We start from the raw sequence: 26726 nt of genomic DNA, 5'->3' as shown, positions 1-26726 counted from the left end.
GCCAGGGAATCATCGCCAGCCCGAGCACGATGAGGACCGTGGCCGCGCGGCGCAGCAGCAGGGGGAACGTCGAAGCGGCCGCGGTCTTCGGAAGGTTCCGGGGGACACCGGAGTCCGGACCGGCGTCCACGCGCACCAGGCGGGGCGAAAGCATGCCGGTACGCTGGGTGCTCGCCTTCGACACCTGGCTCCCTCCCGCGCCCGCCTCTCAGGCACGACCTCAGCCTGTCGTCCACGCGTACCCGAGGCAGTAGCGCTCCCATCCGGCTTCATGGTGGTGCTGGGTACACCCCGCATCCGGCGACACAGCCAAGAGATCCCGCCCGCCCCACCAGAACCGGCCAGCGCGCACGATCGGCGGCATGAGCGTGCGTGTGATCTCCGTGTGGACGGCCAGGCCGATCGGCGTCAGGAGGCCACCGACGCGAGATGATGCGACCGTGTCGATCAGCGAGGCAGAGTCACTCCTGACGTCGATGCTCGACCATGCCGGCGTGCGACCCGGCCAGGCGGGCGGCGCGGACGTGCTGGCGACGGTCGAGGTTTTCCGGCGATTTGCCGCCGTCCCGGTCGAGGACGCCGCGTCGTCCGACGACGATGGCGACGGCGTCCTCGCCGAGTTCGGAACGTTCGACTTCTATGGCACGCCCGAGTTCTTGGCTGGTCTCGCCCGGCAGTTCATCGAGGCCGACGACGAGGTCGTGATGTGGCAATTGCGCTGCAAATTCCATCGGACTCCTGGTGCCGTAACCGAAGCGCTCGGGTCCGGGAACCTGTGGTCCTGCAGCATGCCTCTCGACGACTTCTTCGCCGAGGCCTTGCCCTTCCCGGCTGGGCATGGGCACTGTCCGGTGTGCAAGCCGCCCACCACCTCACGATCGAACTCGAGCAGATCTGAACGCGTGGCCGGACGGTAGGCGTCCGGAGGGCAGATGCTTGTCATCAGGTAGACGGGGCGAGTTCGGGATCGAAGGGTGGCGGCGGTCCGGCCGGCTGGCCGGGGACGGTTCGGTGACGTGCGTGGTCATAGGGTTCCTCGTCGTTGATGTGTCTGCGGGGAGTTCGGAGAGGGCGGCGACGATGTCATCGACGCCGCCCCGCCGTTGGCTCACACGGTCGGAACCGTGCCGCCGTCGATGACGTACTCGGCGCCCACGATGGCCGAGGCGCGGTCGGACACGAGGAATCCGACCAGGTCGGCGATCTCCTCGGGCTGCGCGAACCGTCCCAGGGGAACCCCACCGAGGGTGTCGTAGATCGTCTGCTTCGCGGCCTCGCGGGTGAGCCCGTTGCCCTCGGCGATCCGGTCCACGAACCGCTCGTAGGCCTCGGTCTCGATTCCGCCGGGGCTGATCGCGTTGACCCGCACCCCGCGCGGTGCGAGTTCGTTGGCGAGGCCCTTGCTGTACGTGCGCAGCGCCGCCTTGGCCGCCGCGTACGCCAGGGACGCGTCGTACTGCGGCAGCTCCCGCTGGATCGAGGTGAAGTGCAGCACCACGCCCGACCCCGACTCCACCATCGCCGGCAGCAGCGCCCGGTCGAGGCGCACCGCACCCAGGAGGTTCAGGTGCAGTTCGGTCAGCCACTGCTCCTCGGTGATGACCGCGAACCCACCCGCGGGCGTCGAGGCGCCCCCGACGACGTGTACGAGGACGTCGAGCGCGCCGCCGGCCTCGGCGAGGCGACCCGCCACAAGCGCGGCGCCCTCGACGGTCGACGTGTCCGCCGCGATGAACCGGTCGGCGCGGTCGTACTCGTCGGGCATCGTCCGGGCCGTGGTCCACACGTCGGCGCCCATCTCCCGCAGGCGTGCGACGACGGCCTTGCCCGACCCCCTCGACCCGCCCGTGACGAGCGCCCGGCGCCCGTCGAGGCGGTCACGTTCGTTGCTGGACATTCCCTGTCTCTCTTCCCTCTGACGGTTCGGTGGTGTGCGGTCTGACTTAGGCCTCGTGGTTGGCGATGACGAGCTCGCTCACCAGGTCGCCGCGGAGCGTGAAGCGGTAGTCCAACTCGGCGACGCCGCCCGGGAAGGTCCCCTCGAGGCGCAGGGTCACCACCCAGTGGTCGTCGTCCACGCGGCGGGCGCCAATCTGCTCGGTGGTGTACTCGAACTCGGCGCCGGCGTCGCGCAGGAAGGCGTAAACCTCGCCGCGGCCCCGGAAGGTCTCGGCCTGGTCGACGACCACGACGTCCTCGACGAGGAACGACGAGGCCCTGTCGGCGTCGTGCACGGTGCTGGCCGGGAGGAAGCCGCGGACGGTGGTCGGAAGGGCGTCGGACCGGAGGTCGTTATGAGTCATGTCGTCACCGTGGAGCCTCGCGACGCGGGAGGGTCAAGCGCTGGACCCTCCCCCAGGGGGAGCCTCCATACTGGGTTGCGTGCTGACCATCGGGGAGTTCTCACGCCTGACCCACCTGAGCGTGCGGACCCTGCGCCGCTACCACGAGGGAGCGCTGCTGGAACCGGCCGTGGTCGACAAAAGCACCGGCTACCGCTACTACGCCGTCGAGCAGATCCCGACCGCGCAGGTCATCAACCGCCTCCGCGAGCTCGACGTCCCCCTGAGCGACGTGCAGGCGATCCTGCGGACCGCCGACCCCAGTGTCCGCGCGGCCCTGGTCGCGGATCACCTCCAACGCTTGGAGGCCCAGCTCGACCGCACCCGGTCCGCGGTCACGTCCCTGCGCCGCCTGCTGCGGCCCGACCCCACCCCACTCGAGGTCAAGCTGCGCGCCGAGCCCGCCCGCACGGTCGCAGCGGTGACGGCCGAGGTCGGCCACGACGACGTCGGAGCCTGGTTCGCGGGCGCGATGGCTGAGCTCGAGGCGGCCGTCGGCGGCGCAGTGACCGGACCGCCGGGTGGCCACTACGAGAACTCCCTGTTCGAGCAGGGCCGCGGTCAGGTGTTGGTCTACCTGCCAACGGCCGTGCCGCCTCGTACCGGGCGGGTGCACCCCCGTGACCCTGCCCGCTGCAGAACTGGCGGTGACCACCCACATCGGCGAGCACGACGGCGTCGACGTCACCTACGGTGAGCTCGGTACCCGGGTCGTGGCGAACGCGATGTCGGTGGCCGGACCGGTTCGGGAGGTCTACCGCGTCGGACCCCGGGACACGGGCGATCCGGCCGCCTGGCGCACAGAGATCGGGTGGCCGGTGTTCCGCGTGACCTGAAGATCGGTGGATGGTGGACCGCTGGTTCTCGGCCAACGTCCTGCCTGAGCTCGTATAGCCAGGACGTTGCACCGCACCAAGAGCCCAACTGCCTGCCTGCCTGTACTGGCGGTGCGACAGGCACACTACGATGTTGCACTCCACATCAGGCATGCGCTGTACGCATCGTCGATGCGCAGAGGAGTCTTCGGCGAAGCGGAGGATGGAGGCCACCACTCGCCGGTCCGACTTGCCCTCGGCGATAGGCGCCAGCGGCGGTCGCGCGCCCGTAGCGGCTACTAATCCGGTGACCAAGATTATGCCGAAGGGCGGACGGGTGGTCAGCGGGTCGGGCGTAGCAACACGGCGTACAGGTCGCCAGGGCCGGCCTCGTGGATATTTCCCTCGGCGTCGCGCCCCAGCGGAGCCGAATCGCCGACGGCCGGGAAGTACCATCCCTCCTCAACGTCGGCCAGGGGTGAACAGTCGGCTCCATCCCCAGCCACGACGACCACAGCGTCGCCGGGCAGATCGGCGAGGATGTCACGCAGGGCCGCGACTGTGATCGCGCCAAGGGTGAACATCGGGTCAGCCCGGGCATTGTGGTCCCGAACGTACGTGTTCTCATCCTCGCTCATGCTTGACCCCAGCTCGCCGTGACGTCGCGGTAATGCGTCACCGATGCCCCTCAGCGGCCGGTCGAACCGTGGAATAGCTTGCACAAGATCTGCCTACTCAGCATGCTGCGTAGTCACCGGCGGCGCCTCGGCCCCTCTGAGCACGTACGCACGCGCCGCTGCGGGCGCTCCCGACGGACCGGCATTCTTCACCGCCGGCAAGCGACCCCGCCCGGGCGGCCCCTCCGCTCATGGCACCTATGAGCGGAAGCGTCATTCGCTGCGCATCGCCCAACGATGGTGGATCTTGGCCGGACGGTTGTGGCCGAACTCGATGACGTTGCCAGCCTCGTCAGGCGAAACTTTGCCAACCACGACGGGTACGGTAGCGCGCCGACGACGCCAAGATCACGTGCACGCTCGTTGGCAGACTCGCTAGCCGGCTGACTAGAACCATCGCCACGGACTGTGACGAACTTGTTTGGCTGCCGCGCAAGCTTGACGGCATGAGCGTGCGTCGAAGCAGGTGCACGAGTGGCCTGGCCGGCTCAGGCCGCTGCTGTCACCTCGATCTCGACCAACCAGTCGCTCACAAGCGTCTGGACAACGATGGCCGTGGTGGGTACGACGCGTCCGCCGAGGGCGGACACACGGGCGGCGGCATTTTCCTCGGCGTAGGAGGCGTCGGTCAGGTAGCTCGTGAGCCGTACGATGTTGTCGACGGTCATGTCGGCCGAGGCCAGGATGATCCGGATGTTCGACCAGATCAGTTCGAGCTGCTCGGCGAGCGTTGCCCCCGGGGTACCGTCCGTGCGCAGACCCATCGTGCCCGCGACGAACAGCAGCCGCTCCGCGCCGCGGACCTCCATCGCGTGCGCGTAGTCGTCGGTGGCCGCGTACACGCCCTCGCGCGGGCTTCTGGACTGTAGCTCCATGCGGTCATGATCGCAGATGGGCAACCGTATGTGCTGTCCCGAGACTAGGTTCGGCTCCTCCCCTGCGGATGCGCCGTTGCCGCTGGCAAAGCGCGCTCATCGGTAGTTGCGGTAGCCATGATCAGAGGTGTGTTCGACCTCGTGGGACGCGGGTGATCTCTGGCCGGCCGGGCGAACTCAAGCCGATGCGCTATCGGCTGTGCGAATCTTTTACCGCCACGACGAGTGTCGCGCCCTGGCGTTCGCCGAACTCCAGCTGGCGATCGCGGTGCTGCCCGGCAGGTCGGCGATCGGTTGCAGGTCGGTCGGGCACTCGCCGGGGCCGAGGTAGTACGCGCCGGCGCTTCGCGCCCAATGCGCGCTGAGGGACAGCCCGCGCAGGTGCCGCCGCAGGGCGTCATCGCCGAGCCGGTGCGGGACAGGCTCCCAGTGTGGGTCCACCGCACTCGCGCCGGGTTTCACGTACCCGTGCCTCGCGAGGGTTCCTTCGATGTCGCTGAGGCCGTTCGGGGCGCTCATGGTGAACGTCGCTGCCCGCATCGCGTCCAGGAGTGAGCTGTCCGTCCTTGGCCGCAGCAGGAGGGCGGGGTACAGCCTGAAGGCGTCGGGGCTGAGCTCGTCGAGGCGCAGCGCACCCTCGAGCAACGCTCGGCCGAGGTCTCTGCCAAACACCCCGACGGGGCCACTGTCCGCCGGCGTGGCGAGCAGCGGCTTGAGCGCGGTCGGCCGCACGCTCTTCGCCACGAACGCCGACCCGGCGAGGTCCGGCACCCACCGCTGCAGGCCTAGCCACGCGCCGCCCTGGTCCTCGGACGGCCCGGGCACCTCAGCGACCAGCTTCGTGGAATCGAATGCACCGAGAGCCTCGCCGGCTGTCTCGTCGTCGTAGTGGAAGACTCAGAGATCTCGCCACGGTCCTCCATTGCGCTGATGCGTCAGCCGACACCCTCCGCACGAGGTCCTCGACGGCGTGCGGCGGCAATGATGTCGGCGCGGAAGGGCTGGCCGGGACCGGCGGGTCCCGGCCGGCTGTCAGGAGTCGATCAGCCGCGGTAACAGATCCCGCTGATCGGCCTCGACGCGCGGGTGACGACGTGCAGGGCGCCGGTGTCGCGGGCGATCAGCTCGATGGTCACCGGACCGCTCTCGAACGGGTCGCTCGGGCTCGGGGCGAGGTGGACCAGGAGCAACCCGTCCGGGTGGAAGCCCAGGAGAATGCGGGTGTCCATCGGGCCGTACTCGACGCCGCTGTCAACGGAGTGCTGGGCGCCGGGGATCCGGTCGGGCAGCGGGTACCGCTGCGTGAGCTGACCGGTTTCCAGGTCGAACCCGGCGAGCAGGACGTTGCGGTCATGCCCGGCCGGGGCCGTCGCGGGGGTATCGTCCGGTCCGGCCGAGTCGTGGACCGGGATGAACACGGTGTGGTCGTCGATGTCCAGGCGCGGGATGCCGCGCCCCTCCGCCATGGTGTCGGTGGGCCGCAGGCCGAGGGCCGCCACGGTGATCTCACGGACGACCGCGCCGCTCGTGCCGTCCGCCAGGCGCAACCCGGAGAACGGCACCTCCTCCGACGAACACAGCACCAGCTGGCCCGAGTTGCGGACCGCGCACACGCGGCCGGCCCGCGCCGGGTCGAGCGGCACCGTGCTGCGAGTCCCGTTGGTGAGGTCGACCATGTACGTCACGCCTGACCTTCGCGACGTCTGGACCACCAGCCGCCGGCTGTCCGGGGACCAGCTGGCGCTGAAGGTCGTGTCGCCCTCGAACTCCTGCCGCTCGGCGCCGGTCAGGTCCCGCAGTACCCAAGGCCCGCCGGGGCTCCGCAGGACCAGCAGCCACCGCCCGTCCGGCGAGATGCCTTGCACGCTCAGGGCGTTCACGTGGTACTGCCGACCTTCGGCGGTCAGCAGTACCACCTCGTCGCCGCCGGACACGAACGCCAGGGTGGCCGGGCCGACGCCGCGGTCCTCGGGGAGCGCCGGCGGGGACTTCTCCGGGGTGAGACGCTGCGGCAGGTCGGCCACGGACGTCGAGGGCATCTGACCGCCGCCATCGCCGGACGACCGGGTGACGGCGACCGGTACGGCGACCACGAGCAGTGCCGCCGCGACGGGAACCAGGCGGGCCATCGTGCGGCGGCGCCTGACCACCCGTACCACCCGGTCGGTCACATCGTAGACACGCGCGTCGTCCGCCGCGTCGACCAGCATGTCCTTCAGCATCGTCATGCCGAGACCTCCGTATCCTCGATGAGTTCCGCCAGTTCGGGAGCCACGACACGCAGCCGGGCGAGGGCGTGGTGGGTCTGGCTCTTGACCGAGCCCACGGTGCAGCCGAGCGCGTCGGCGGTGTCGGCCTCGGACAGGTCCTCGAAGTAGCGCAGCACGATCACCGCGCGCTGCCCCGGTGCCAGCCTCGCGAGCGCGTCGCGCAGCACGATCCGGCGCACCGCGTCCGTGGACTCGTCCCGTCCGGCCGGCCGCTGCGGCGGGTCGGCGGCCAGCACCTCCCGATGTCGGCGGCTGCGCCACGAGGAGACGTGCTCGTGGTAGAGCATCCGCCGCAGGTAGGCGTCCGGGATGCCGCTGCGGGTCACCCGGCGCCAGTGCCGGGCCACCTTGATGAGCGTCACCTGCACCAGGTCCTCGGCCGCGTGATGCTCGCCCGTCAACAGGAACGCGACGCGCGACAGCCGCCCGATCCGTGCGGATACGAACTCGCGGAAACTCGCCTCATCGTCCACCGGCCCCCCCCAGATTCTGTGTCGCCCCCGTACACGAGCGCAGCGGGGTCCAAGGTTGGCTACTTGCGCGAGAAATCGACGACGACCGTCTCCGCGTGCTGGAGGAGTTTCGCCCGCTTCGACCGTTTCGAGGCCTTCTGGTAGATTCTGCGGAGCAGTGCCCGTCCGCTGCTTCCAGATTGCTTCGGCCCGGGCAACCGTTTCGCACTGATCGGTGGACAGACTTCTGCACATGGTGGTGATCAGCAGCTGGAGCCCGGAAGACCGGACGCAGGGAACGCTCGAAGTGGCCCGCGAGCTGGCCACCGTCTGGTTTGTGCACCTGCAGCGGTCCTACCGGATGATCCGCGACGCCCGCCGGGCGTAGGGCGACGCAGCCCGCGAGCGGTACGCCGACGAGTGCGGATGAGCCTTGGCCCATCAGGTCTCGGCCGCTGGACACGGTGAGCCACCTCGGGGCCGCCTGAGTAGGCTCGGCCCTGGATCAACCGCGCTACCGGCGAGGTGAGACATGGCAATCGCCCGCAGGCACTCGCGGCGGATCGTTGTGGACAACGTGATCTATCGCTGGACGGTACGTCGCAGGCCGTCCTACAGCCAGGGCCTCGCCTCGCCGATCACCTTTGTGGCCGAGCTTCTGCACGAGCCGGCCGGCAAGCTGCTCGTCTCGCTGCCGGCGGCCCGCCCTGACAACTGGCTGGGCGCCGCGAGCGCCGTGGTGACGCCAGGACTGGTGGCGCGGCAGATCTCGGACGCCAGAGCCGCTGGATGGGAGCCCGCTCGCCGCGGACCGGTGTTCAAGGTCCAACTCCAGGACGGATGACCCGCGCGGATCAGCGCGGGCAATCCCACGGTCCGAGTGATCCGCGCATACGAGGTTCGTCGGCCCTGAACCGGCCTGGTCGGCCGGTCCCGCGTCGCCCGCGCGCCCGCCAGCGGCGTGGATGCCAAGGTCGTCTGTTCGGGCGTCGCGCGAGACGGCAGGATGCGGGTGTGGGTGCGTTTGGTGGTGGGGAGCCGGCGGAGATCGTTCTTGCCGGTGGTGTCGGTAATGGTGGTGCGGTTGTTCGGGTTGGGGACACGGTGCGGCGCCCGGTCACGAGGCACTCGCCTGTGATGCGAGCGGTGGTTGCGCACTTGGAGGCGGTCGGCTTCCAGCGTGCTCCTCGCTACCTCGGCGTGGACGAGCAGGGGCGCGATGTGTTCGCCTTTGTGCGCGGTGACGTGGCGGTCGCACCGTATCCGGCGTGGGCGCAGCGGGACGGGATCATCAGCGAGGTGGGCGCGCTCCTGCGTGAGTTCCACGAGGCGATGTCCGGGTTCGACCCCGGGTCGTTGTGCTCGGCCGAGCTCGCGGATCCGCGGGGCGGCCCGGTGCTGTGCCACAACGACGTGTGTCCGGAGAACGTTGTGTTCCGTGAAGGTAAGGCCGTCGCGTTGCTGGATTTCGACCTGGCCGCGCCTGGGCGGGCGCTGTGGGATGTGGCGCGAACCGCGCGCATGTGGGTGCCGATGGCCGTTCCCGGTACGAGCAGGTCGTGGCCGGGGCCGACAGAAGTGTGGCGCCGGCTCGGCGTGTTCGCCAGGGCGTACCGGCTCGATCCCGGCGATGGCGACGAGTTCGCCGATGTCCTGTTGACGGCGACGCGCCAGGGGCAGGACTGGGTGCGGGCGAAGGTGGCGGCGGGCGAGCCGTCGTTCGTCGAGATGTGGGATCGGTTCGGATTGCGTGAACGGTACGCCGCTGATCTCGCCTGGATCGCCGCACACCGCTCGAAGATTGCCGAGGCTGCGGGCTCGGCCGGACCGACGAGCCCGACCGGCGGCATGAGCGAGCGCTGATGCATGCCGGGCGTGGCGCCGTCCGCTACGACCGGCTGCAGCGCAGGGCAACGATCGTCAGCTCATCTCGTGATGTCGCTGAGGACGGCTCGTGCGGCCCGCTGTGCGACGGCGATGACGGCGTCGTCGCTGGTGCCGGTGGGAGGGGCGGCCTGGACGGCGGCGTTGATGCTGAGCACCGCCATCCGCAGCAGCAGCACGTTCTGCGGTGACGGGTCCGGCAGGAGCGTCGTCAGCTCGTCGACGAACTGGTTGAGGCTCGCCCCGATCCGGTCGCCGCCGGGCCTGCTGGTCAGGGTGCGGGCGATGAGCGGGTTGGCGCTGATGAACCGGATGCCTTGCAGTTTGTCCGCGGTGAAGGAGTCCACCCATCGCAGTACCGCCGTCGTCAGCAGTTCCGGGGTGCGGGGCTGCTCCCGCAGCCAGGTCACCAGCTGCTCGGCCTCGATGCCGCGCTCTTCGAACAGGGATTGCAGGATCGCCTCCTTGCTGTCGAAGTAGTAGTACAGCGAAGCCTTGTTGATGCCGAGCTCGTCCGCGATCTGCCGCAGCGACGTCGCCTCGTAGCCCTGCTCGGTGAACAGACGCAGCGCGATCCGGCGTGCGAGCGCGCGGGTCTCCGCTCCGTCGCGGCGTGCCGTCGTACGGGTCCGGTGCGGGGTGGTCATACGACGAGTCTACCTACCGGCCGGTTGACGATCTACCTACCGTTAGGTAGATTGCCGTCATCCCAGCTGGAATGGCAGATGGAGGAGTTTCGTCATGAGCGAGTACACCGTGATCCGTGAGTACCCCTATCCCGTGGACGAGGTATGGCACGTCCTCACCGACCCCGAGCAGGTCGCGCAGTGGACCACCACCGGGCAGGGTGGGCGCCCGGAGGACTTCGCTCCCGTTCCGGGCACGAAGTTCCGGTTCGTGGGCAAGCCGACCATGGGCTGGGCCGGCGTCGTCTACTGCGAAGTGATCTCCGTCGACGCGCCGCGTGCGATGCACTACACCTGGAAGGGCGACGAGGACACCGACGATGTGACCGACGTGACCTACCTGCTCCAAGAGGTTCCCGGTGGCACCCGGTTCACCTGGCACCACACGGGCTTCACCGGCGCCGGTGGGTTCGCGATGTCGAAGCTGCTCGGCTCGGTGCGCAAGAAGATGCTCACCGAGGGCATTCCGCCGGTGCTCGAGGCGTATCACCGGATGCAACAGGCGTGACCGGTGTACTGACCATGATGGTCGCCGGCGCCATGTCGGTGGCGGCAGCGATGCACGGGTACGTCTTCGTTCGGGAGAGCGTGCTGTTCAGCCGGTCCAGCACGCGGCGAATGTTCGAGGTCGCCCCCGAGCATGCCGGCGCGATCCGGCTGTGGGCGTTCCACCAGGGCGTCTACAACCTGCTGCTGGGAACGACCGCCCTCGTTGGCGCGATCGCACTCCTAGCCGGCGCGAGCACCATCGGCGTCACCCTCATCGTCGCCGCGGGCGTATTCATGATCGTCGCCGCTGTCACCCTCGTCGTCGCCGATCCTCGACGGGTCCGAGTTCCGGGCCTCTTCGCGCAGGCGTTGCCGCCGTCCGTTGCGCTGGTCGCCCTCGCGCTGGCCTGAGGCAGCTCGTAGGTCCGGCACCAGCCGGCGAACTCTTGCCGGGTATCGCTAGCCCGCAGGTGTACGCCCGGGGACCGATGACCCTGGCGCGTCCGGCGAATACGGTGGATCGGTGAATCTCCGCACGCCGCTGACATGGTTCCTCCTGGGCAGCTATCCGCTGGTGGTGGCCGCAGCGGCGGCGAACGGCGGAACCGACAGCTTCGGCCTGCCCGGGGTGCGGTACGTACTGCCGCTGCTGGTGGTGGTCATCCCGTTGGTACTGCTGCCCCGCCGACCAGTGATCGCGCTTGCCCTCATGCTGACCGGTTGCCTGGTCACCGCCGCCTACGTGTGGTCGTGGGAGTTCGGATACCTGCGCGACGTGCGGTTTCTGCAGTTCATCACGATCGATCTCACGGTCGGCTACATCGCCACGCACCGCCCGCCGCGGGTGTCGACCCTGGCGGCGATGGTGGCGTGTTTGGCCGAGATCGGCGCCATCGCCGCCGGCCGGCTCGCGAGCGCACCGTCGTTCGTCCTGGCCCTGGCCATGGCGATGCTCGCGGCCTGGCTGGTCGGCAACCGCAACCGGGAACGCCGGGCGCACGCCGACGCGGTACGCGCGCAGGAGGCGGCACAGGCGATCACCGCCGAGCGGCTGCGCATCGCCCGGGAGCTGCATGACATGGTCGCGCACAGTATCGGCGTCATCGCGATCCAGGCGGGTGTCGGCGCCCGCGTGATCGGCACGCGGCCGGTCGACGCGCACAACGCGTTACAGGCGATCGAGACGACCAGCCGCCAGACGCTGGCCGGCCTGCGCCGGGCGGTCGGGGCGCTGCGCGGCAAGGAGACCGTCGACGGTCGCCAGGCACCGCCGCTGGAACCGGTGCCCGGCTTGGCCGACCTCGACCGGCTCTTCGCGGCCACCGCCGACGCCGGCGTCACCGTCGAGCTGCGCCGGCAGGGGGCACGCCGCCCGCTGCCGCCCGATCTGGACCTTGCGGCGTTCCGGATCATCCAGGAGGCGGTGACAAACGTGGTGCGCCACGCCGGCACCGACGCCTGCCGCGTGACGATCGGCCACGGCGACGCCGAACTGACCGTCGAGATCGTCGACCGAGGCCCGGCCGGGCCGGCCGCGTCCGGCGCCACGGCGGAAGCCAAGTCCGGCGGCGGGTTCGGGTTGCTCGGTATGCGGGAGCGGACCGCACTGTTGGGCGGACACTTCACCGCCGGACCACGGACCGCCGGCGGATACCGGGTCGCCGCCCGACTGCCACTGTCCAGGACCAGCTGAACACCCGCCGGAGCGACATGATGCAACTACAGGACGGCCCACCGGTACGGCTCGTTCTCGTCGACGACCAACCACTGATCCTGGCCGGGCTGCGAGTGCTCATCGCCGACACACCCGGCATCGAACTCGTCGGCGAGGCCGGCAACGGCCAGGACGCGGTCCGGTTGGTCCGCTCGGTGCGCCCCGACGTGGTCGTCATGGACATCCGCATGCCCGGCATGGACGGGATCGAGGCGACCCGGCAGCTCATGGCCGAACCGGGCACAGCCCGGGTGTTGATCCTCACCACCTTCGACGAGGACGAGTACGTCTACGCGGCACTGCGCGCCGGAGCCAGCGGATTCCTCGTCAAGGACATGGCGCTCGAGGACATCGTGCAAGCGATCCGCGTCGTCGCCGCCGGGGACGCACTCATCGCCCCGAGCGTCACCCGCCGGCTGATCGCGGTGTTCGTCGCCGCGGCGGCACCACATGCCGAGCCGGGTAGGTACCGGCTGCCCGACAGCGTCACGCCCCGCGAGACGGAGGTGCTCACGCTCGTCGGTCGCGGCCTGTCCAACCAGGAGATCGCCGCACACCTCACCATCAGCGTCGCCACGGCGAAAGCCCACGTGGCACGGCTGCTCACGAAGCTGGACACCAGGGACCGGGTGCAGCTGGTCATCCGCGCCTACGAATATCAGCTCGTGCCGTGATTACGCCCCCAGCACTACCTGCCTCCCGCAGCTGCAGCCCACGGACCGACGACACGCCAGCTGATCACCAGCATCGTGGAGCTACGGTTCGAACACAGCAGGAGGACACATGACAGGAACACCTGCGGCACACATCGACGGGATACGCCTGACGCGCAGGCAAGCGATCGCGGCCGCGCTGACCGTTGCGGCGGCCGCGCCGATCGGGCTCGCGAACGGCTCCAGCGCGTCCGCCGCCCCGGTTCCGGCACAGCTCGTACTGCCCAGACCCACCGGACCGTACCCGGTCGGCACGGTACCGTTGCACCTCATCGACGGCTCGCGTCCAGGGCTGCGCCGCGAGTTGATGATCAGTATCTGGTACCCGGCGCAGCACGTCGACCGCCATCCACCGGCACCGTGGATGCCACCCGCGGTCCTGGCGGCGCTGCTGGCCTCGGCCGGGTTCGCCGCCGACATCGCCGCCGCGCCCTTGACCGCCGGGCACGAGGGCGCTCCGGTCCGGCACACCATCGGACGACTGCCGGTGATCATGTACTCCCACGGTGCGCATGGCCACCGGGCCGAGAACACCATCGTCGTGCAGGAACTCGCAAGCCACGGGTACGCGGTGGTCACCGTCGACCACACCGATGACGCGTTCAGCCAATTCCCCGACGGCCGGGTCATCGTCCCGCTGCAGGACCCGGAGCGGGCACTGGGCCCAGCGGACTTCGCCGCCGACATCCGCTTCGTGCTCGACCGAATCGTGGAACTCGCCGCCGGCGTCAATCCCGACGCTGCGCACCGGCCGCTGCCGGCCAACCTGTGCGGGGCCCTCGACCTGAATCGGATCGGCATGTTCGGCTGGTCCAAGGGCGCGACGGCAACCGTCCTGGTCATGAACGCGGACCGCCGAATCCAGGCCGGGCTGGCCATCGACGGCCCGATGCAGCCGGCGATCACCGCCGACCTGAACCGTCCGTTCCTGCTACTGACCGCCGCTTTCACCCGGGCTGAACCCAGCGTCGCCCAGCTCTGGTCACACCTGCGCGGATGGCGGCGCAATCTGCAGGCCACCGGCGCGGTCCACTCCTCCTACAGCGACTACCAGGCCCTGATGCCACAACTGGCCGTTGTCGCCGGCATGCGTGACGACGAACTACGCGACTGGATCGGCACCCTCGACCCGGCCAGGGCGGTACGCATCCAGCAGGCGTATCCGCTGGCGTTCTTCGACCTGCACCTGCGGCGACGTCGACAGCATTTGCTGGACGGTCCGAACCCGGCCTTCCCCGACGTGATGTTCGTACCGTAGCCGACGGCTGCGGCATGTCAGCACAGCACGCACGGCTCCGGCACAGATCAGGCCGTGACCGGAGCCGGAAGATGGCCTCGTTGCGGAGGCCGGCGAAGCCTTTGCCGCGGCCGGCGGCCCGGACGCGGCGGGTCACGTGGTCGCCGGAAAGCGGACCGGAGTCACATTGCCGACGTACGCCACGGCCGAGGCCGCCAGTCGTCTCGAAGTCAGCGGTTGCGCTGGCGCCGGCGACCGAAGGGAACGCACCGTGCAGGATTTCGGAGACGCATTCGAGTTCGTAGGCAGCACAACACCCGATGACGACGAGGCGTTCGAGGAGTACTCGCGGCTCGTCCAGCGCGGAACGCTCAAGGAGGCCCCGACCAACTGGAACGAGGTGTACACGATCGCCGATCAGCAGACCGATCCCGGGGTCCTGCTGCTGATGCTGCGCAAGCTGCGGCCGGCCGACGCCAAGCACGTGGACACGCACCTGCCCCTCGCCCGGCACCTCTGCCAGCTGTACAGCAAGCTCGTCACGGCGCCGCCGCCGCTGCCCGCGTTCACGGCGCCGCCGGCCCCGGTCCAGGCCGACTGGCCGGCGTTCCTGCAGGCGCTGCTGAAGACGGACGACCCGGGCAGCATCGCCGCGCTGCCGGCCGCGATGCTGCCCGCCGACACGGACGTGCAGGCCCAGGCCGCGGCCTTCGTCGCCGAGCGGAACCGGTCGCTCACCGGCCAGGTCGAGAGCCGGATGCTCAACGGGACGTCGGCGCTCGGGCTGGAACTGCAGGACCTCAACAGCTTCATCGCCGAGGTGCCGGACCTGGCGGTGGTCGACCCATGGCTGGCCGGGCTCGTGACCACGGTGCCGACGGTCCTCTGCGGCGACGCGTTGCTGTGGAAGGCCATCGGCGACGGTACCAACCTGGAGTTCGTCACCGAGCCCACCAACAACCGGCACGTGCTGACCCAGGTCCTGACCGAAGTCTGCGCGGTCCACGCCCTGCTGCGCACCGCGACGCCCGGTCTGTACCGCGTCGGCGGCCGGGTCATCGGCATCGTGAACGCCAAGTCGGTCAGCGACGGCGCGCAACCCCAGTTCAACGTCGACATGCCGCTCGCGCGAATCGTCCCGGCCCTGCTGCAGTTCGAGCTCGCGCTGGACGAGGACGCGGAGGTGGGCCACGCGCAGGCCGCCAGCGACCGGCGGTACACCTGGCTGTTCGGCGTCCAATCGAAGCTGTGGAGCGCCAAGAAGATCGACGAGGAGATGGGCGCCGTGGTACGTGCCGCCCGGGCGATCGCCGATCTCCCCGAGAAGGCGTTCGCATCGCTGGTGCCGCCGGGGATCCGCGCCTCGGCGAACCTCGACCAGATCCGCGGCTACCTGCTGCTCATGGCGATGTGCGCGAACCACCGGATCTTCTACGACAACGTCGACCTGCCGAAGGACATGCCGCTGCTGCCCAAGACCAACCTGGCCGACCTCACCAGGCAGCTGTGCGACGTCGGCTACCTGGCCGCGGACCCGCGAAAGGCCGCGGCGGACGTGCTGGCGTTCCTCGACAAGTCCGACTTGATCGCCGGCCGCTCGAGGAAACCCACCTGGTACCACGCTCGAATTCGCCTGATGGCGGAGCGGATGTCGGCCGGGAACCATCCCCTGGAACGGGTCGACGGGCTCACGCCTGCGGTTCGGGACGACCGGTTCTCGGTCGTGCTGGAGTTCCGCCGGGTCGGCATCCTGCCGGCCGGACAGTGGGTCACCGGCGCCCAGCGGGCGTTCGACGAGTTCGTCGCCGACCCTGACCGCCGCTACGGCTGAGACGCCTCGTCGCCAGGCTTGTCGGTGCGGTAGGAGACCTCGGCCCGGCTGGGCACTCACGCGAGTGCACCAACAAGCGCTGCGGGCGGCGGGAAGGGGTGTCAGCGTTCGCGGCGCATGAGAAACGGGGTGCCGGTCAGGCCGACACCGATGAGGCTGCCGCGGTTGTTCTCGGCGGTCACCAGGCTGAAGGGGCCGCCCTCGGCCGGTGGGTTGTCGACGAGGTCAGCCAGGTCGAGACGAACGCCCGGCCGGGGCACGATGAAGCTCTTGCCGACGTCGGTCGACGGTGCGCTGACCGCGGTGATGACGATCAGGTTCTGGTCGTTGAAGAGCAGCCGGTTGCTGATCGTCGGGGTCTCGGGGGTGCCTTCGACGAAATACTGGTGGAAGTGGTTCAGTCGGTCCCAGACGCCGATGCGCTCGGTGGCGGCGGGGTTGAAGGAGTAGCCCAGGACGTTGACCCGGTTGTTGATGCCGAGGCCCCAGGCGGTCGACTCGGTGGGAAGCGGCTCGAGGATCGTGCTGGTGCGGGTGAAGGGGTTGTACCGGAACGCCCGGGCGGGGGTGCCGGTGGGGTGCTCGGTGCCGGCGATGAAGCCCTCGTCGTCGAGCTGCCGCGGGTCGGGGTCGGCGACGTTGGCTCCGAAGCGCAGCACAGTGGAGTGCCCGCCGTTGTACAGCAGGTAGGTCGCGTGACCCGAGCCGTCGATCGACGCGACGATGGCCGAGCCGAGCCGGTTGAGGGCCACCACGTAGCTGGACTCCTCGCCCGGCCGGCGTGCGATGATCTCCGCCCGGGTGCCGGTGAAGATCGCCGCCTGCTCGACGAAGTTCGCCGGGTCGGTCAGGATGCTGCCACCGACCACGCCCAGCGAGTTCACGACGCGGGCGAGCGACGGCCGGGCCTGCAGAACGGTGGTCGTGCCGGGCGTCCACCGGGACACGTGCGGCACGAATTGACTGTCGTAGGTGTTGCCGTAGACGCGGTCCCGGTCGTCGATGCCGATGGTGAGGTCGTTGAAGACGTAGCCGTCAGGCAGCGGCGCTTCGGCGAGCGAGGTGTAGTGATACCCGATACCGGTCACATCCTGGGCCGCAGCGGCAGCGGCGCTGGTCGGCGTCGATACCGCGATGAGGAGAAAAGCCACCGTCAAGACCGCGTATCGATGCACTGGTCCGGCCCTTCCGAAGTCGACGCGCAACTGGCCACCTGCCGCTCCAGCAGTACATCGCCCATACTCGGATATTGACATCCTGCGATCAGCCACCGATGGCCGGTATCCGGGTGGCGTCAACGGTCCGAGGCGCCCCGGGTGGCGGTGGCGATGCCGTTCATGAAGATGTCCATCAGGCGGGCGGCCTGGGCGCGGCTGGTGGTGAGCGGGGCGACGGTGGAGATGCCGATCAGGGCGGCCGCTATGTCCTCGGCGGTGACGTCCAGGGCGATGGCATCGGCGGTGCGGCCGGCGGTGAGGATTTTGTCGATGGCGGCCAGGAGTTCGGTCCGGGTGTCGGAGTGGCCGAGCTGATTGCTGTTCATCATGGCTCGCAAGGTGTCGACCATGCCGTTCTTCGTGGCCAGCCACTCGCTGAACAGGTCCATCCAGTGGCGCATCGCCCGGGCGGGAGCGTGAGCGGCCAGGAGTTGATCGGCGCCCTCGGTCAGGCGGCGGACCTGGTCCTGGTACACGGCCTCGACCAAGGCCTCGCGGGTCGGGAAGTGCCGGTACAGCGTGCCGATCCCGACCTCGGCCTCGCGGGCGATCAGCCGCATCGAGGGTTCGTCGCCGGGGGCGGCCGCGATGAACAGTCTCGTCGCGATCTCGATGAGCGCCTGCCGGTTGCGGGCCGCGTCGCTGCGAACGGGGGAAGACACCGCGCCACTCTAGCGGAACACGCTCCGGTTGTGTACCGTCGCCCACGGAAACGGAACATGCTCCTATTAGCCGTGCGGAGAGTACCCATGCATGTCTTCATCACCGGCGGATCCGGCCTCACCGGGCCGGCCGTCGTCGCCGAACTCCTCGCCGCGGGCCACCGGGTCACCGGGCTGGCCCGCTCGACCGCCTCGGCCGAGCGCCTGACCAAACTGGGGGCCGAGCCGTTCGCGGGCTCCCTCGACGATCTCGACCGGCTGCACGCGGGCGCGAAGGCCGCCGACGGCGTCGTGCACATGGCCGCCGGCGGCGAGCCCGGCGACTGGGCCGGCATCACCAAGCGGGACGTCGACGCGATCGAGGCCCTCGGCTCCGCGCTGGCCGGCACCGGCAAACCGTTCGTATCGACGTCCGGCACGATGGTCATGACACCGGGGCGGGTGAGCGAGGAGACCGACGCGCCCAGCCGGGACGCGTTCGCCGCCTACCGGATCCCCGGCGAGCAGGCCTGCCTGGGCTTCGCCGAGCAGGGCGTGCGCTCCAGCGTGATCCGGCTCGCCCCGACGGTGCACGGGCCGGGCGACTACGGGTTCGTCGCCATGCTCGTCGCGACCGCTCGCAAGACCGGCGTGTCCGCCTACATCGGAGACGGGGCCAACCGGTGGCCCGCGGTGCACCGGCTCGACGCGGCCACCCTGTTCCGGCTCGCGCTGGAGCACGCGCCGGCCGGGACCGCGCTGCACGGTGCGGCGGAGGGCGGCATCCCGCTGCGGGACATCGCCGCGACGATCGGCCGCGGCCTCGACCGGCCCGTGGTGTCGGTCGCTCCGGACGAGGCCGGGTCGCACTTCGGCGGCGCCGCCCTGGCCTCCGTGTTCGCCGCCGACGTCCCGGTCTCCAGCACCCGGACCCGCGAGCTGCTCGGCTGGGCCCCGACCCACCACACGCTGCTCGAGGACCTCGAGCACGGCGACTACTGCAGCGGCTGAAGCCGTCACAGCCACCGGCGGACGCGGGCGCGGTAGTCGGCGTAGGCGGGGCCGAAACGCTCCGCCAGGTACCGCTCCTCGGGCCGGATCACCACCAGCCGCACGACGGCCACGACGACGGGCCCGAGCAGCAGCGGCCACCACGACCCGAGCAGCAGCGCGGCACCCACGTAGACGATGGCCAGCGCGGTGTACATCGGGTTTCGCGACAGCCGGTACGGCCCGCCGGTGACGAGGCTGGCGACCGGGCGGTGCGGCACGATCGTCGTGCGGTGCCGGATCACCATCGCCACGCCCGACGCGGCCAGCAACACGCCGAGCACCAGGACCACCGCCCCGATGTACAGGGTGGCCGGGCGTCCGCCGAGCGGTAACGCCACCACGGCGTTGAGTGCCATGCCCCCGGCCAGGCCGGCGGCGTAGTAGATGGGCGGCGGGATCGGGAACACCCGGGCGCCGCGGCCCGTCTCCGTGCTGGTGACCATCGTAGGCCCCTTTTCGGTAGTGGTAAACTCTATCCAATAGAGCACTACACTCGCCGAGTGGCTGTCAAGAGGCGGTACGAGTCGCAATACCGGCAGGAGCAGGCCCGGCAGACGCGGCGGGCGATCCTCGACGCGGCCGCGGCACTGTTCGTCTCCCCCGGCTACGCGGCGACGCCGTTGACCGCGATCGCCGCCGCGGCCGGGGTGGCGATCCAGACCGTGTACAAGACGTTCGGGACCAAACAGGCGCTGCTGTCCGCGCTCGTCGACGTGACCGTGGCCGGCGACGACGAGCCGGTCGCCCTGGCCGAGCGGCAGTTCGTCGCCGACATCCAGGCGCTGCCCGACGCGCGGGCGAAGCTGGGCCGCTACGCCCGGCACCTGGCCGAGACCCACGCCCGCCTGGCGCAGGTGATGTTGGCCGTGGCCACCGCCGCGACCGCCGACCCGGACGCGGCCGCGATCTGGCAGAAGAACAGCGACGAGCGCCGGGCCGGGATGACGATGTTCGCGGCCGAGCTCACCCGGACCGGTGAGCTGCGGCCCGAGCACACCATTGACACCGCCGTCGACGTGCTGTGGCTGGCGATGGACGTGCGCAACTACGACTGGCTGGTCCGGCAGCGCGGCTGGCCGGCGGAGCGCTTCGAGCGGTGGTACGTCGACACTGTCGCCGCGGCGCTGTTCATCCCGCGGTGACCGTCGCCAGCCACGGGTGGCCCGGGTGCACGAGCGCCAGCGCATCGGTCAGCCATCGACGCTGGTCGGCGTCGAGGGCCGGCAGTGTCACGGCGAAGTCGCGGGCGTCCTTGTCCCGCGAAGCCTTCGCCTTGAACAGCAGCACCACCTCGGGCGCCATGAACGGCAGGCCGGCGCCGTCGTGCCGGATCAGCTCGGCATACGGACGGCGAATCCGCTCGTCGCGGCGGCAGATCCACATCGCGCCGTCATGCGGCTCCCGGAACACATCGAACCGCCAGCGGTCCGCGGCGCGGTCGAGGGCCCACGTCTGGTGCTCCTGAGCCAGAAGTGCAGGCGTCGACGGTACCAACACGCCTTCGACCGGCACATGAAAGTCGACGTCGGGAAACCGCTCCGCGACCTCGCCGAACCGCGCGTGCGGCACCGCGAACTCCACGTCGCCGTGCTCGCGGGTCTGCCGCCCGAGAAACAGATCCAGCGCCCAGCCGCCCGCGAAACACCACGGCACCGCCACCGCGGCCAGCCGCTGCGCGACCACACTCGGATGCCACGGCTCCCACGCGTCGATGCCCGCCACGCATCGACGCTACCGCATGCTCGCGCCGGCTCGGCGTACGTATCGCCCGAGCAGGAACTCGCGCGCCGTTTTGCCGCATCCGCTGTGGGTAATGTGCTGCACAACCGGCGACACCTGGATGCCGGCGAACGCTTCGGAAATCGTGGGGCCCTACTGATGCGGCTCAGCATGACGGTGGCGCTGCCGCGGCGGACGTCGTCGGTCGGCGAGGCCCGCCACATCCTGGACGTGCTGCTCAGCCTGACCACGGCGTCGGAAGCGACCCGCGACTACCTGGCGATCCTGCTCACCGAAGCCTGCGCCAACGTGGTCCACCACGGCGACGCCGGCACCAGCATCGACCTGCGCATCACCATCGAGGCCGGCACCTGCGTGCTGGAGGTCGGCAACCACGGCCGCCGGCCCGACGGCGGCGACCCCTTCACGCACCTCGCGCCGCCGGACCAGCCGCACGGCCGCGGGCTGCCGCTGATCGCCGCCTTGGCCGACACCGCCGAGTTCCTCGACACGACACCCGGGTATGTGCTGCTGCGCATCGCCCGTCGCCTGCACGATCCCGGCGGCGAAGGAGCCGCGGACCTGTCCGGCCCGTAGCATGGTGCCCGCAGCTGGTAGATCGTCCGTTTCGAGCGGGAGCCTTCAGTGGACTTCTCCTTCACGACCAGGCCGGGCCGCGGTTGCCTCGTCGTGCGCCCGGACGGCGTGCTCGACCTGGGCACCGTCCCCGAGGTGCGCGAGCACCTGCAGCACGCGCTCGACGACGGTGCGCGGTTCGTCGTGCTGGACCTCACCGCCGTGCGGCTCATCGACTCCACCGCGCTCGGCATGCTGGCGTGGCTGCACAAGCAGCTGGTCGGTCGGGACGGCCGCGTCTACGTGGCCGCGGCCCGACCGGTCGTGCGCAACGTCCTCTCGCTGACGTCGGTGGACCGCCTCGTCCGCCTCAGTGACGACGTCGAGGCGGCCGAGGCCGACATCGCCGGCTGAGCACCGCCGCCGGCAACGGCGTTCAGCCGGGCAGGCGTCCGCTGGCCCGGTCCGAGTCGGCGCCCGAGCGGCTGCGCCGCCCCAGTATGTGCTCGTCGTACCAATCGATGATCAACAGCGTCGCATCGTCGGCGAGCACCGGACCGGCCACGGCCAGCACCGCGTCGGCCAACGCCCGGGTCGCCTCCCGCGGATGCAGCCCGGCGACCCGGCGCACCTCGGCGTGCAGGTCCAGCTGCGCCGCCCGCCGCTCCGTCATGCCGTCGGTCACGATCACCAGCCGGTCACCGGCCCGCAACGGCACATCGGCGCCGACGAACGTCGAGTCGGGCAGCATGCCGAGCGGGAAGTTCTTCGGCAACCGCACCGGCTCCACGTCGCCGTCGCGGACCAGCAGCGGCGGCAGATGCCCGGCGTTGATCAACGTGCACACGCCGCTGGCCAGGTCGACCCGGCCGAGGACCGCGGTGAGGAACGAGCTGCCGGCCCCCGCGTGCTCGGCCACCGCGGCGTTCGCCGCCTGCGCCTGCTCCACCAGGGTCCGCCCCTGACGGCGGGTGTTGCGCAGGCTCCCGACGCCCAGCGTGGCGGTCAGCGCGGAGGCGACACCGTGGCCCATCGCATCCGTCAGGCTGAAGTGCAGCAGGTCCCGCGCCAGGGAGTAGTCGAAGGTGTCCCCGGCGATGCTCGCCGCCGGCTCCAGCCACCCGGCCAGCGTGAACGCGCCCGCCTCGCAGGTGAACGCCCCCGGCAGCAGCCGCCGCTGGATCTCCGCGGAAAGATTGAACGGCGTGGTGCGCTGCCCCCACTCGAACAGGTCCGTGTGCCGCCGGTTCGCGATCACCACGAACCCGAGCAGGTGGGCGACCCGGCCGAGCTCCACCAGCGCCCCGACGGCCGGCTCGACCGGCAGCACCAGCTCCAGCAGCCCGATGGCCTCGCCGCGCTCCGTGACCGGCGCCCACACCGTCCAGGCATCACCGCCGGCGAACACCTGCGGCTCCTGCGTCCGCAGCGTCTGCTCCATCGGACCGCCGTCCAGCGGCAGCACCGTGGCGACCTCGTCATGACGCCGCCGCACGTCGTGCCCCCCGGCGTCACCGCTCGCCGCGTGCGCGAGCCGCACCAGCGCCCGGCCCCCGAAATCGGCGATCAGGAACGACGCGGAGCGGGCGTCGAGCGCTTTCGCCAGCTCCCGCGTGATCGCCTCCACCGCGTCGACCGGCGCCGCGTCCTCGACCGCACCGAGCATCGCCGCCATCATCGACGTGCCGCTGAGCTCCACCCTGGAAGCATACGGCGGGTCCACTCCCCCGCCGGGTGTGGTCAGGCCGGGCTGAGAAACACCACGACCTCGTCGGCGGTGTCCGGGATCGGGTGGGCCGGCTGCCAGCCGTGGCGCCGGTAGAAGCCGATCGCCTGCGCGGAGGTGGTCCAGGTCAGCAGCCAGGCCCGGCGGTCGGGGACCGTGGCGAGGGTCGCCTCCAGGAGCCGGCCGCCGACGCCGCGGCCCTGCACGGCCGGGCTGACGGCGACCTCGTCGATCTCCAGAGCGCCGACGAGCAGCTCGTCGGTGCGGCCCGGGCCGAGGCGGTCGCGGACGGCGCCGTAGGCCCGGCCGGCCGGGAACGGCCGCCGGGTGGGCCAGGCGGTGGTGAAGCCGGCCCAGCGCCCGTCGACTTCGGCGACGACGGCGCGGAAGCCTGGCCGGGCCGCGTCCTGCCGGAGGCGGGCACGGAACTCCTCGACACGGGCCTCGTCCTCGTTCCAGGGCGGCGCGGTGAAGACATCCCGGTACAGGCCGGCGAACCGGTCCGCGGCCGCCCGGGTGGCCGCCGCGTCGTACGTGTGCACGGTGAGTCCTCGGACCGTCACGGCAGTGCCTGGCGGATGCGGCGGGCCGGGGTGAACGTGTACAGGTCGAGGAGGTCGGGCGGGTCGGCGAGGCCGGGCCCACCGGCGCGGACCCAGGCGTCGATCATGTCGGTGGTGTCGGCCTGGTTGACGAGGCCGAGCCAGACGGGCCGGCCACCGGCGCGGCGCCCGGCCGGTGAGGGCTGCACGACGACGGCGTTGGCGTACTCGCAGGCGTCGAGGCAGTCGCTGGTGCGCACCTGGGCCGCGCCGTCGAGCCGCCGGCGCAGCTGCGCGAGCTGTGCGGGGTGGTCGAGGCCGGGGACCTTCGCGGTGCCGCAGCAGCAGCCCCGGCAGACCGTGACGGTGCACCCGCCGCCGTCCCGCCCCGCGGCGGCGCGCCCGGCCGTTCCGGTGATCATGATGCTGGAGTATAGGTCGCGCGCCTGATCATCGGGCGGGGGCCGGCGATCAGGCGCGCTGCACGTGACGGCCCCGGCGGGGTCGCCGCCCGCCGGGGCCGAGTTCGCCGGTCGGCTCAGAAGGCCGGCTTGATCACCGTCGAGCCGGTCGTGCCGAGGTGACCGCTCCACAGGTGGTCGGGGTTGTTCTCGACCTCCTGGACGGTCTCGCGCATCCGGGTCAGCACCTCGGGCTCGATCTCGTCGTAGACCTCGCCCTGCAGCAGCTTCAAGACGCTCAACCGGTACCGCGGGTCCTGCACGAACGCGCTGAAGAGCACGTTGAGCCGGTAGTACATCGTGATGAACGTGTACCAGTTGCGCACGCCGCGGCGCAGGGTCGTCTCGTAGTCGACGAACCGGGCCTTGCTGTAGTCGCCCGCCTCGGCCGCCTTGATGACGTCGGCGCTGAGCAGTCGGGCGCCGTTCATGGCGATGCTCACGCCGCTGGAGAAGATCGGGTCGACGAACCGGGCGGCGTCACCGACCAGGGCCCAGCCGTCGCCGACGATCTCCTTCATGCCGTAGCTGTAGTCGCCCTCGGTCTTGAACGGCCGCACCCGTTCCGCCGACGACAACGCGTCCACCAGCTCCGGCCGGGTCCCGACGCACTCCCAGAAGAACGCCTCCTGGTCGCCGCCGCCGGCCCGCAGCCGCTCCTTCTTCGTCACGATGCCGACGCTGGTGATGTCGTCGGTGATCGGGATCTGCCAGATCCAGCTGTCCGGGATCGGCAGGTGGTGGATGAAGATGTAGTCCTCCTGGCCGCCCAGGTCGCCCAGCTTGGCGATCGCCGCCTTGTCCAGGTTGCGAAACCACGTGTGCACGGCGTACTGGTTGAAGACCGGGTCGTTCTGCTTGAGCTTCAGGTGCCGGCCGAGGAAGGTCTGCCGGCCGCTGGCGTCGATCACCATGCCGACCCGGACCGTGTCGGTGCCGTCCTCGCGCTTGATGCGCAGCTTGTTCTCCCCCGCGGCCAGCTCCGCGTCCTGCACCCGCACGCCGTAGCGGACCTCGGCGCCGAGCGAGGCGGCGTGGTCCAGCAGCAGCTGGTCGAACTTGCCGCGGTCGACGTGGTAGGTGTAGGGCTGGTCGACGCCGAACTGCTTGCGCTCGCGGAAGCCGATGTGCGAGAAGTTGAAGTCGTGGGACATCCCGGTGAAGCCCAGCTTCGGGATCGACTTCGGCGCGGCCGAGGTCCAGGCCGCGCCATACTTGCGCGGGAACCCGGCCCCGTCCACCTTCTCCAGGGCGCCGATCTCCTCCAGCACCGGCGTGGTCGTCGGCACCAGGGACTCGCCGATGTGCGGGCGCGGGAAGTGCTCGCTCTCCAGCACCACCACGCGCAGTCCGGCGCGGGATAAGTACGAGGCGGCGGTCGAGCCCGCGGGGCCCCCGCCGATGATGCCGATGTCGTAGTCGTTCCTGGGCATGTTCACGTCCTCCAGAGGCCTGCGGTTGCTCAGGTGGTCGTTGCCGCGGGCGCGCGGAGCGTGCCCAGGTAGGGGTGCCACAGGTGGTCGGGGTTGCTCTCCACGGCGGCGACGATCTCGCGCATCGCCTTGAGCGCCTCCGGCTCCTCGCCGTCGTAGACGTCGCCCTGCAACATCTTGAGCACGTCGATGCGGTACCGCGGGTCCTGCACGAAGGCGGTGAACAGGATGTTCAGGCGGTAGTAGATGGAGATGAACTCGTACCAGTACCGCACCGCCCGGCGGATCTTGTCCTCGTAGGGCGCGAACCGCTCCTTGCCGAACTCGCCGGCCTCGAACGCGGCGATGATGTCGCGGGACGCGAGCCGGGCACTGTTGAGCGCGACGCTGACACCGCTGGAGAAGATCGGGTCGACGAACCGGGCCGCGTCGCCGATCAGCACGAACCGGTCGCCGCAGATCTCCTTCATCGAGTAGCTGTAGTCGCCCTCGGGCTTGAACGGCCGGACCCGGCGGGCCGCCTTCAGCGCGTCGTGCAGCTCGGGCCGGCTGGCGACGAAGTCCCAGAAGAACGTCTCCCGGTCGGAGCCGGCGAGGGAGAACCGCTCCTTCTGGGTCACCACGCCGACGCTGGTGATGGTGTCGGTGATCGGGATCTGCCACACCCAGGTGTCCTTGATGGGCAGGAAGTGCACGAAGATGTAGTCGACTTCCTTGGAGTCGCGGGCCAGGGCGGCCCGGTCCAGGTCCTCGAACCAGGTGTGTACCGCGTACTGGTTGAACACCGGGTCGGTGACCTTGAGCTTGAGCTGCTTGCCGATCGTCGTGTGCCGGCCGGAGGCGTCGACCACCATCCGGGCCGTGACGTCGAGCTCCTTCGGGCCCATCTTGCAGTTGGCCCGGACCAGCTCGGGGTCGGAGAAGTCGATGCCGAGGACCCGGACGCCGGTGAACACCTTGGCGCCGCGGCTCTCGGCGTGCTTGAGCAGGATGGTGTCGAACTTGCCGCGGTCCACATGGTAGGTGTAGTCCCGGTCGACGCCGGCCTGGCCGCGCTCGACGAACTGCACCTCGGCCGACCAGTCGTGGTTGAGGCCGCTGAACCCGTTGGCCGGCATGTGCCGGGTCTCGGCGGAGGTCCAGGCGGCGCCGTACTTGCGCGGGAACCCGGCCTCGTCGATCTTGTCGATCGCGCCGATCTCCAGCAGCACGGGCGTGGTGGCCGGCACCAGCGACTCGCCGACGTGCGGGCGCGGGAACAGCTCGCTCTCGAAGACGCCGACGGAGAGCCCGGCGCCGGCCAGATAGGACGCGGCGGTCGAGCCGGCCGGGCCGCCGCCGATGATGATGACGTCGAAATCGGTCTCGGTCAT

The 26726-nt window shown here is 70.4% G+C and carries 33 protein-coding genes; 16 read left to right on the top strand and 17 right to left on the bottom strand.

Going from position 1 to position 26726, the window contains the following annotated elements:
- Nucleotides 1-362 precede the first annotated feature (362 nt).
- Entirely contained in the window at nt 363-917 is a 555-nt protein-coding gene (locus ACIA8L_RS54600; RefSeq protein ID WP_395917946.1) for a hypothetical protein, read from the top strand.
- 191 nt (nt 918-1108) lie between these two features.
- Here the strand turns inward: ACIA8L_RS54600 and ACIA8L_RS54595 are convergent, their stop codons facing one another.
- Nucleotides 1109-1897: an SDR family oxidoreductase gene (locus tag ACIA8L_RS54595; RefSeq protein WP_395917945.1), complete on the bottom strand. Its 789-nt coding sequence runs from the start codon at nt 1895-1897 to the stop codon at nt 1109-1111.
- 46 nt (nt 1898-1943) lie between these two features.
- Nucleotides 1944-2303, bottom strand: coding sequence for a nuclear transport factor 2 family protein (locus ACIA8L_RS54590; protein WP_395917943.1), 360 nt, complete (start codon nt 2301-2303; stop codon nt 1944-1946).
- A 79-nt stretch (nt 2304-2382) separates the two neighbouring features.
- Between ACIA8L_RS54590 and ACIA8L_RS54585 the strand changes: the two genes are divergently transcribed.
- Together ACIA8L_RS54585 and ACIA8L_RS54580 are read left to right on the top strand one after the other, a co-directional pair.
- Nucleotides 2383-3039 (top strand): helix-turn-helix domain-containing protein, encoded by a 657-nt coding sequence (locus ACIA8L_RS54585; RefSeq protein ID WP_395917941.1) that lies wholly within the window; start codon nt 2383-2385, stop codon nt 3037-3039.
- A complete protein-coding gene (locus tag ACIA8L_RS54580; protein WP_395917939.1) occupies nt 2963-3178 on the top strand; it encodes a GyrI-like domain-containing protein in 216 nt (71 codons plus the stop codon). Before ACIA8L_RS54585 ends, ACIA8L_RS54580 begins: the two co-directional genes overlap by 77 nt.
- 320 nt (nt 3179-3498) lie before the next feature.
- On the opposite strand, the gene ACIA8L_RS54575 is transcribed toward ACIA8L_RS54580, so the two are convergent.
- From ACIA8L_RS54575 to ACIA8L_RS54555, 5 genes are all read right to left on the bottom strand, one after another.
- Complete coding sequence (locus tag ACIA8L_RS54575) at nt 3499-3795, bottom strand: hypothetical protein (RefSeq protein ID WP_395917937.1); 297 nt, start codon at nt 3793-3795, stop codon at nt 3499-3501.
- A 527-nt stretch (nt 3796-4322) separates the two neighbouring features.
- A complete protein-coding gene (locus ACIA8L_RS54570; RefSeq protein ID WP_395917935.1) occupies nt 4323-4709 on the bottom strand; it encodes a RidA family protein in 387 nt (128 codons plus the stop codon).
- 210 nt (nt 4710-4919) lie between these two features.
- A complete protein-coding gene (locus ACIA8L_RS54565) occupies nt 4920-5534 on the bottom strand; it encodes a hypothetical protein (RefSeq protein WP_395917933.1) in 615 nt (204 codons plus the stop codon).
- Nucleotides 5535-5752: 218 nt separating this feature from the next.
- Nucleotides 5753-6937, bottom strand: coding sequence for a TolB family protein (locus tag ACIA8L_RS54560; protein ID WP_395917932.1), 1185 nt, complete (start codon nt 6935-6937; stop codon nt 5753-5755).
- Nucleotides 6934-7452, bottom strand: a complete 519-nt coding sequence (locus ACIA8L_RS54555) for a SigE family RNA polymerase sigma factor (protein WP_395917930.1) — start codon at nt 7450-7452, stop codon at nt 6934-6936. Before ACIA8L_RS54555 ends, ACIA8L_RS54560 begins: the two co-directional genes overlap by 4 nt.
- 232 nt (nt 7453-7684) lie before the next feature.
- On the opposite strand from ACIA8L_RS54555, the gene ACIA8L_RS54550 reads away from it, so the two are divergent.
- The 3 genes from ACIA8L_RS54550 (at nt 7685) to ACIA8L_RS54540 (ending at nt 9294) form a co-directional block, all read left to right on the top strand.
- Nucleotides 7685-7819 carry a hypothetical protein gene (locus ACIA8L_RS54550; RefSeq protein ID WP_395917928.1) on the top strand — a complete coding sequence of 45 codons (135 nt, stop codon included), beginning with the start codon at nt 7685-7687 and terminating at the stop codon, nt 7817-7819.
- A 144-nt stretch (nt 7820-7963) separates the two neighbouring features.
- Complete coding sequence (locus tag ACIA8L_RS54545; protein ID WP_395917926.1) at nt 7964-8275, top strand: hypothetical protein; 312 nt, start codon at nt 7964-7966, stop codon at nt 8273-8275.
- Nucleotides 8276-8589: 314 nt separating this feature from the next.
- Entirely contained in the window at nt 8590-9294 is a 705-nt protein-coding gene (locus ACIA8L_RS54540; protein WP_395917924.1) for a phosphotransferase, read from the top strand.
- Between the two features lie 62 nt (nt 9295-9356).
- Here ACIA8L_RS54540 and ACIA8L_RS54535 read toward each other — a convergent pair whose 3' ends face one another.
- On the bottom strand, nt 9357-9962 hold the full coding sequence (locus tag ACIA8L_RS54535; protein WP_395917922.1) for a TetR/AcrR family transcriptional regulator: 606 nt from the start codon (nt 9960-9962) through the stop codon (nt 9357-9359).
- Nucleotides 9963-10056: 94 nt separating this feature from the next.
- On the opposite strand from ACIA8L_RS54535, the gene ACIA8L_RS54530 reads away from it, so the two are divergent.
- The 6 genes from ACIA8L_RS54530 (at nt 10057) to ACIA8L_RS54505 (ending at nt 15985) form a co-directional block, all read left to right on the top strand.
- Nucleotides 10057-10509, top strand: a complete 453-nt coding sequence (locus tag ACIA8L_RS54530) for an SRPBCC domain-containing protein (protein ID WP_395917920.1) — start codon at nt 10057-10059, stop codon at nt 10507-10509.
- The gene (locus tag ACIA8L_RS54525) at nt 10506-10901 is read left to right on the top strand and encodes a DUF1304 domain-containing protein (protein WP_395917919.1); all 396 of its coding nucleotides are present in this window, start codon (nt 10506-10508) and stop codon (nt 10899-10901) included. Before ACIA8L_RS54530 ends, ACIA8L_RS54525 begins: the two co-directional genes overlap by 4 nt.
- A 112-nt stretch (nt 10902-11013) precedes the next feature.
- Nucleotides 11014-12183 (top strand): sensor histidine kinase, encoded by a 1170-nt coding sequence (locus ACIA8L_RS54520; protein ID WP_395917917.1) that lies wholly within the window; start codon nt 11014-11016, stop codon nt 12181-12183.
- Nucleotides 12184-12200: 17 nt separating this feature from the next.
- Nucleotides 12201-12878 carry a response regulator gene (locus ACIA8L_RS54515; protein ID WP_395917915.1) on the top strand — a complete coding sequence of 226 codons (678 nt, stop codon included), beginning with the start codon at nt 12201-12203 and terminating at the stop codon, nt 12876-12878.
- 109 nt (nt 12879-12987) lie between these two features.
- A complete protein-coding gene (locus tag ACIA8L_RS54510; RefSeq protein WP_395917913.1) occupies nt 12988-14175 on the top strand; it encodes an alpha/beta hydrolase family protein in 1188 nt (395 codons plus the stop codon).
- 250 nt (nt 14176-14425) lie between these two features.
- Entirely contained in the window at nt 14426-15985 is a 1560-nt protein-coding gene (locus ACIA8L_RS54505) for a hypothetical protein (RefSeq protein WP_395917912.1), read from the top strand.
- Nucleotides 15986-16086: 101 nt separating this feature from the next.
- Here ACIA8L_RS54505 and ACIA8L_RS54500 read toward each other — a convergent pair whose 3' ends face one another.
- Both ACIA8L_RS54500 and ACIA8L_RS54495 read right to left on the bottom strand, forming a co-directional pair.
- Entirely contained in the window at nt 16087-17136 is a 1050-nt protein-coding gene (locus ACIA8L_RS54500; protein WP_395917910.1) for a hypothetical protein, read from the bottom strand.
- Between the two features lie 143 nt (nt 17137-17279).
- A complete protein-coding gene (locus ACIA8L_RS54495) occupies nt 17280-17864 on the bottom strand; it encodes a TetR/AcrR family transcriptional regulator (protein WP_395917908.1) in 585 nt (194 codons plus the stop codon).
- Between the two features lie 87 nt (nt 17865-17951).
- On the opposite strand from ACIA8L_RS54495, the gene ACIA8L_RS54490 reads away from it, so the two are divergent.
- Complete coding sequence (locus ACIA8L_RS54490; protein ID WP_395917906.1) at nt 17952-18854, top strand: SDR family oxidoreductase; 903 nt, start codon at nt 17952-17954, stop codon at nt 18852-18854.
- Between the two features lie 5 nt (nt 18855-18859).
- Here the strand turns inward: ACIA8L_RS54490 and ACIA8L_RS54485 are convergent, their stop codons facing one another.
- Nucleotides 18860-19339, bottom strand: coding sequence for a methyltransferase family protein (locus ACIA8L_RS54485; RefSeq protein WP_395917905.1), 480 nt, complete (start codon nt 19337-19339; stop codon nt 18860-18862).
- A gap of 57 nt (nt 19340-19396) precedes the next feature.
- On the opposite strand from ACIA8L_RS54485, the gene ACIA8L_RS54480 reads away from it, so the two are divergent.
- Entirely contained in the window at nt 19397-20038 is a 642-nt protein-coding gene (locus ACIA8L_RS54480; protein WP_395917903.1) for a TetR/AcrR family transcriptional regulator, read from the top strand.
- Here the strand turns inward: ACIA8L_RS54480 and ACIA8L_RS54475 are convergent.
- Entirely contained in the window at nt 20025-20618 is a 594-nt protein-coding gene (locus ACIA8L_RS54475; protein WP_395917901.1) for a nucleotidyltransferase domain-containing protein, read from the bottom strand. The two genes, ACIA8L_RS54480 and ACIA8L_RS54475, sit on opposite strands and share 14 nt — an antisense overlap.
- A gap of 156 nt (nt 20619-20774) precedes the next feature.
- On the opposite strand from ACIA8L_RS54475, the gene ACIA8L_RS54470 reads away from it, so the two are divergent.
- Nucleotides 20775-21212 (top strand): ATP-binding protein, encoded by a 438-nt coding sequence (locus ACIA8L_RS54470; RefSeq protein WP_395917900.1) that lies wholly within the window; start codon nt 20775-20777, stop codon nt 21210-21212.
- Between the two features lie 48 nt (nt 21213-21260).
- A complete protein-coding gene (locus ACIA8L_RS54465) occupies nt 21261-21605 on the top strand; it encodes an STAS domain-containing protein (protein WP_395917898.1) in 345 nt (114 codons plus the stop codon).
- Between the two features lie 22 nt (nt 21606-21627).
- Here ACIA8L_RS54465 and ACIA8L_RS54460 read toward each other — a convergent pair whose 3' ends face one another.
- The 5 genes from ACIA8L_RS54460 to ACIA8L_RS54440 form a co-directional block, all read right to left on the bottom strand.
- Nucleotides 21628-22890, bottom strand: a complete 1263-nt coding sequence (locus ACIA8L_RS54460; protein WP_395917896.1) for a PP2C family protein-serine/threonine phosphatase — start codon at nt 22888-22890, stop codon at nt 21628-21630.
- Nucleotides 22891-22931: 41 nt separating this feature from the next.
- The gene (locus ACIA8L_RS54455) at nt 22932-23459 is read right to left on the bottom strand and encodes a GNAT family N-acetyltransferase (protein ID WP_395917895.1); all 528 of its coding nucleotides are present in this window, start codon (nt 23457-23459) and stop codon (nt 22932-22934) included.
- A 17-nt stretch (nt 23460-23476) separates the two neighbouring features.
- Entirely contained in the window at nt 23477-23881 is a 405-nt protein-coding gene (locus tag ACIA8L_RS54450) for a (2Fe-2S) ferredoxin domain-containing protein (protein WP_395917893.1), read from the bottom strand.
- Between the two features lie 116 nt (nt 23882-23997).
- Nucleotides 23998-25353, bottom strand: a complete 1356-nt coding sequence (locus tag ACIA8L_RS54445; protein WP_395917891.1) for an NAD(P)/FAD-dependent oxidoreductase — start codon at nt 25351-25353, stop codon at nt 23998-24000.
- A 29-nt stretch (nt 25354-25382) separates the two neighbouring features.
- Nucleotides 25383-26726, bottom strand: coding sequence for an NAD(P)/FAD-dependent oxidoreductase (locus tag ACIA8L_RS54440; RefSeq protein ID WP_395917889.1), 1344 nt, complete (start codon nt 26724-26726; stop codon nt 25383-25385).

The sequence above is a fragment of the Dactylosporangium sp. NPDC051541 genome (assembly GCF_044454505.1).
Classification (GTDB): Bacteria; Actinomycetota; Actinomycetes; order Mycobacteriales; family Micromonosporaceae; genus Dactylosporangium.
Note: the sequence above shows the minus strand (reverse complement) of the source record. Positions and strands in the feature narration are given on the sequence as shown.

What these genes read in the sequence shown, in the direction of transcription:
- ACIA8L_RS54570 (WP_395917935.1), bottom strand. Translation starts at nt 4,709, where the DNA reads ATGGAGCTACAGTCCAGAAGCCCGCGCGAGGGCGTGTACGCGGCCACC.
- ACIA8L_RS54545 (WP_395917926.1), top strand. Translation starts at nt 7,964, where the DNA reads ATGGCAATCGCCCGCAGGCACTCGCGGCGGATCGTTGTGGACAACGTG.
- ACIA8L_RS54575 (WP_395917937.1), bottom strand. Translation starts at nt 3,795, where the DNA reads ATGAGCGAGGATGAGAACACGTACGTTCGGGACCACAATGCCCGGGCT.
- ACIA8L_RS54515 (WP_395917915.1), top strand. Translation starts at nt 12,201, where the DNA reads ATGATGCAACTACAGGACGGCCCACCGGTACGGCTCGTTCTCGTCGAC.
- ACIA8L_RS54600 (WP_395917946.1), top strand. Translation starts at nt 363, where the DNA reads ATGAGCGTGCGTGTGATCTCCGTGTGGACGGCCAGGCCGATCGGCGTC.
- ACIA8L_RS54485 (WP_395917905.1), bottom strand. Translation starts at nt 19,339, where the DNA reads ATGGTCACCAGCACGGAGACGGGCCGCGGCGCCCGGGTGTTCCCGATC.
- ACIA8L_RS54550 (WP_395917928.1), top strand. Translation starts at nt 7,685, where the DNA reads ATGGTGGTGATCAGCAGCTGGAGCCCGGAAGACCGGACGCAGGGAACG.
- ACIA8L_RS54535 (WP_395917922.1), bottom strand. Translation starts at nt 9,962, where the DNA reads ATGACCACCCCGCACCGGACCCGTACGACGGCACGCCGCGACGGAGCG.
- ACIA8L_RS54560 (WP_395917932.1), bottom strand. Translation starts at nt 6,937, where the DNA reads ATGACGATGCTGAAGGACATGCTGGTCGACGCGGCGGACGACGCGCGT.
- ACIA8L_RS54470 (WP_395917900.1), top strand. Translation starts at nt 20,775, where the DNA reads ATGCGGCTCAGCATGACGGTGGCGCTGCCGCGGCGGACGTCGTCGGTC.
- ACIA8L_RS54450 (WP_395917893.1), bottom strand. Translation starts at nt 23,881, where the DNA reads ATGATCACCGGAACGGCCGGGCGCGCCGCCGCGGGGCGGGACGGCGGC.
- ACIA8L_RS54445 (WP_395917891.1), bottom strand. Translation starts at nt 25,353, where the DNA reads ATGCCCAGGAACGACTACGACATCGGCATCATCGGCGGGGGCCCCGCG.
- ACIA8L_RS54590 (WP_395917943.1), bottom strand. Translation starts at nt 2,303, where the DNA reads ATGACTCATAACGACCTCCGGTCCGACGCCCTTCCGACCACCGTCCGC.
- ACIA8L_RS54530 (WP_395917920.1), top strand. Translation starts at nt 10,057, where the DNA reads ATGAGCGAGTACACCGTGATCCGTGAGTACCCCTATCCCGTGGACGAG.
- ACIA8L_RS54440 (WP_395917889.1), bottom strand. Translation starts at nt 26,726, where the DNA reads ATGACCGAGACCGATTTCGACGTCATCATCATCGGCGGCGGCCCGGCC.
- ACIA8L_RS54490 (WP_395917906.1), top strand. Translation starts at nt 17,952, where the DNA reads ATGCATGTCTTCATCACCGGCGGATCCGGCCTCACCGGGCCGGCCGTC.
- ACIA8L_RS54595 (WP_395917945.1), bottom strand. Translation starts at nt 1,897, where the DNA reads ATGTCCAGCAACGAACGTGACCGCCTCGACGGGCGCCGGGCGCTCGTC.
- ACIA8L_RS54510 (WP_395917913.1), top strand. Translation starts at nt 12,988, where the DNA reads ATGACAGGAACACCTGCGGCACACATCGACGGGATACGCCTGACGCGC.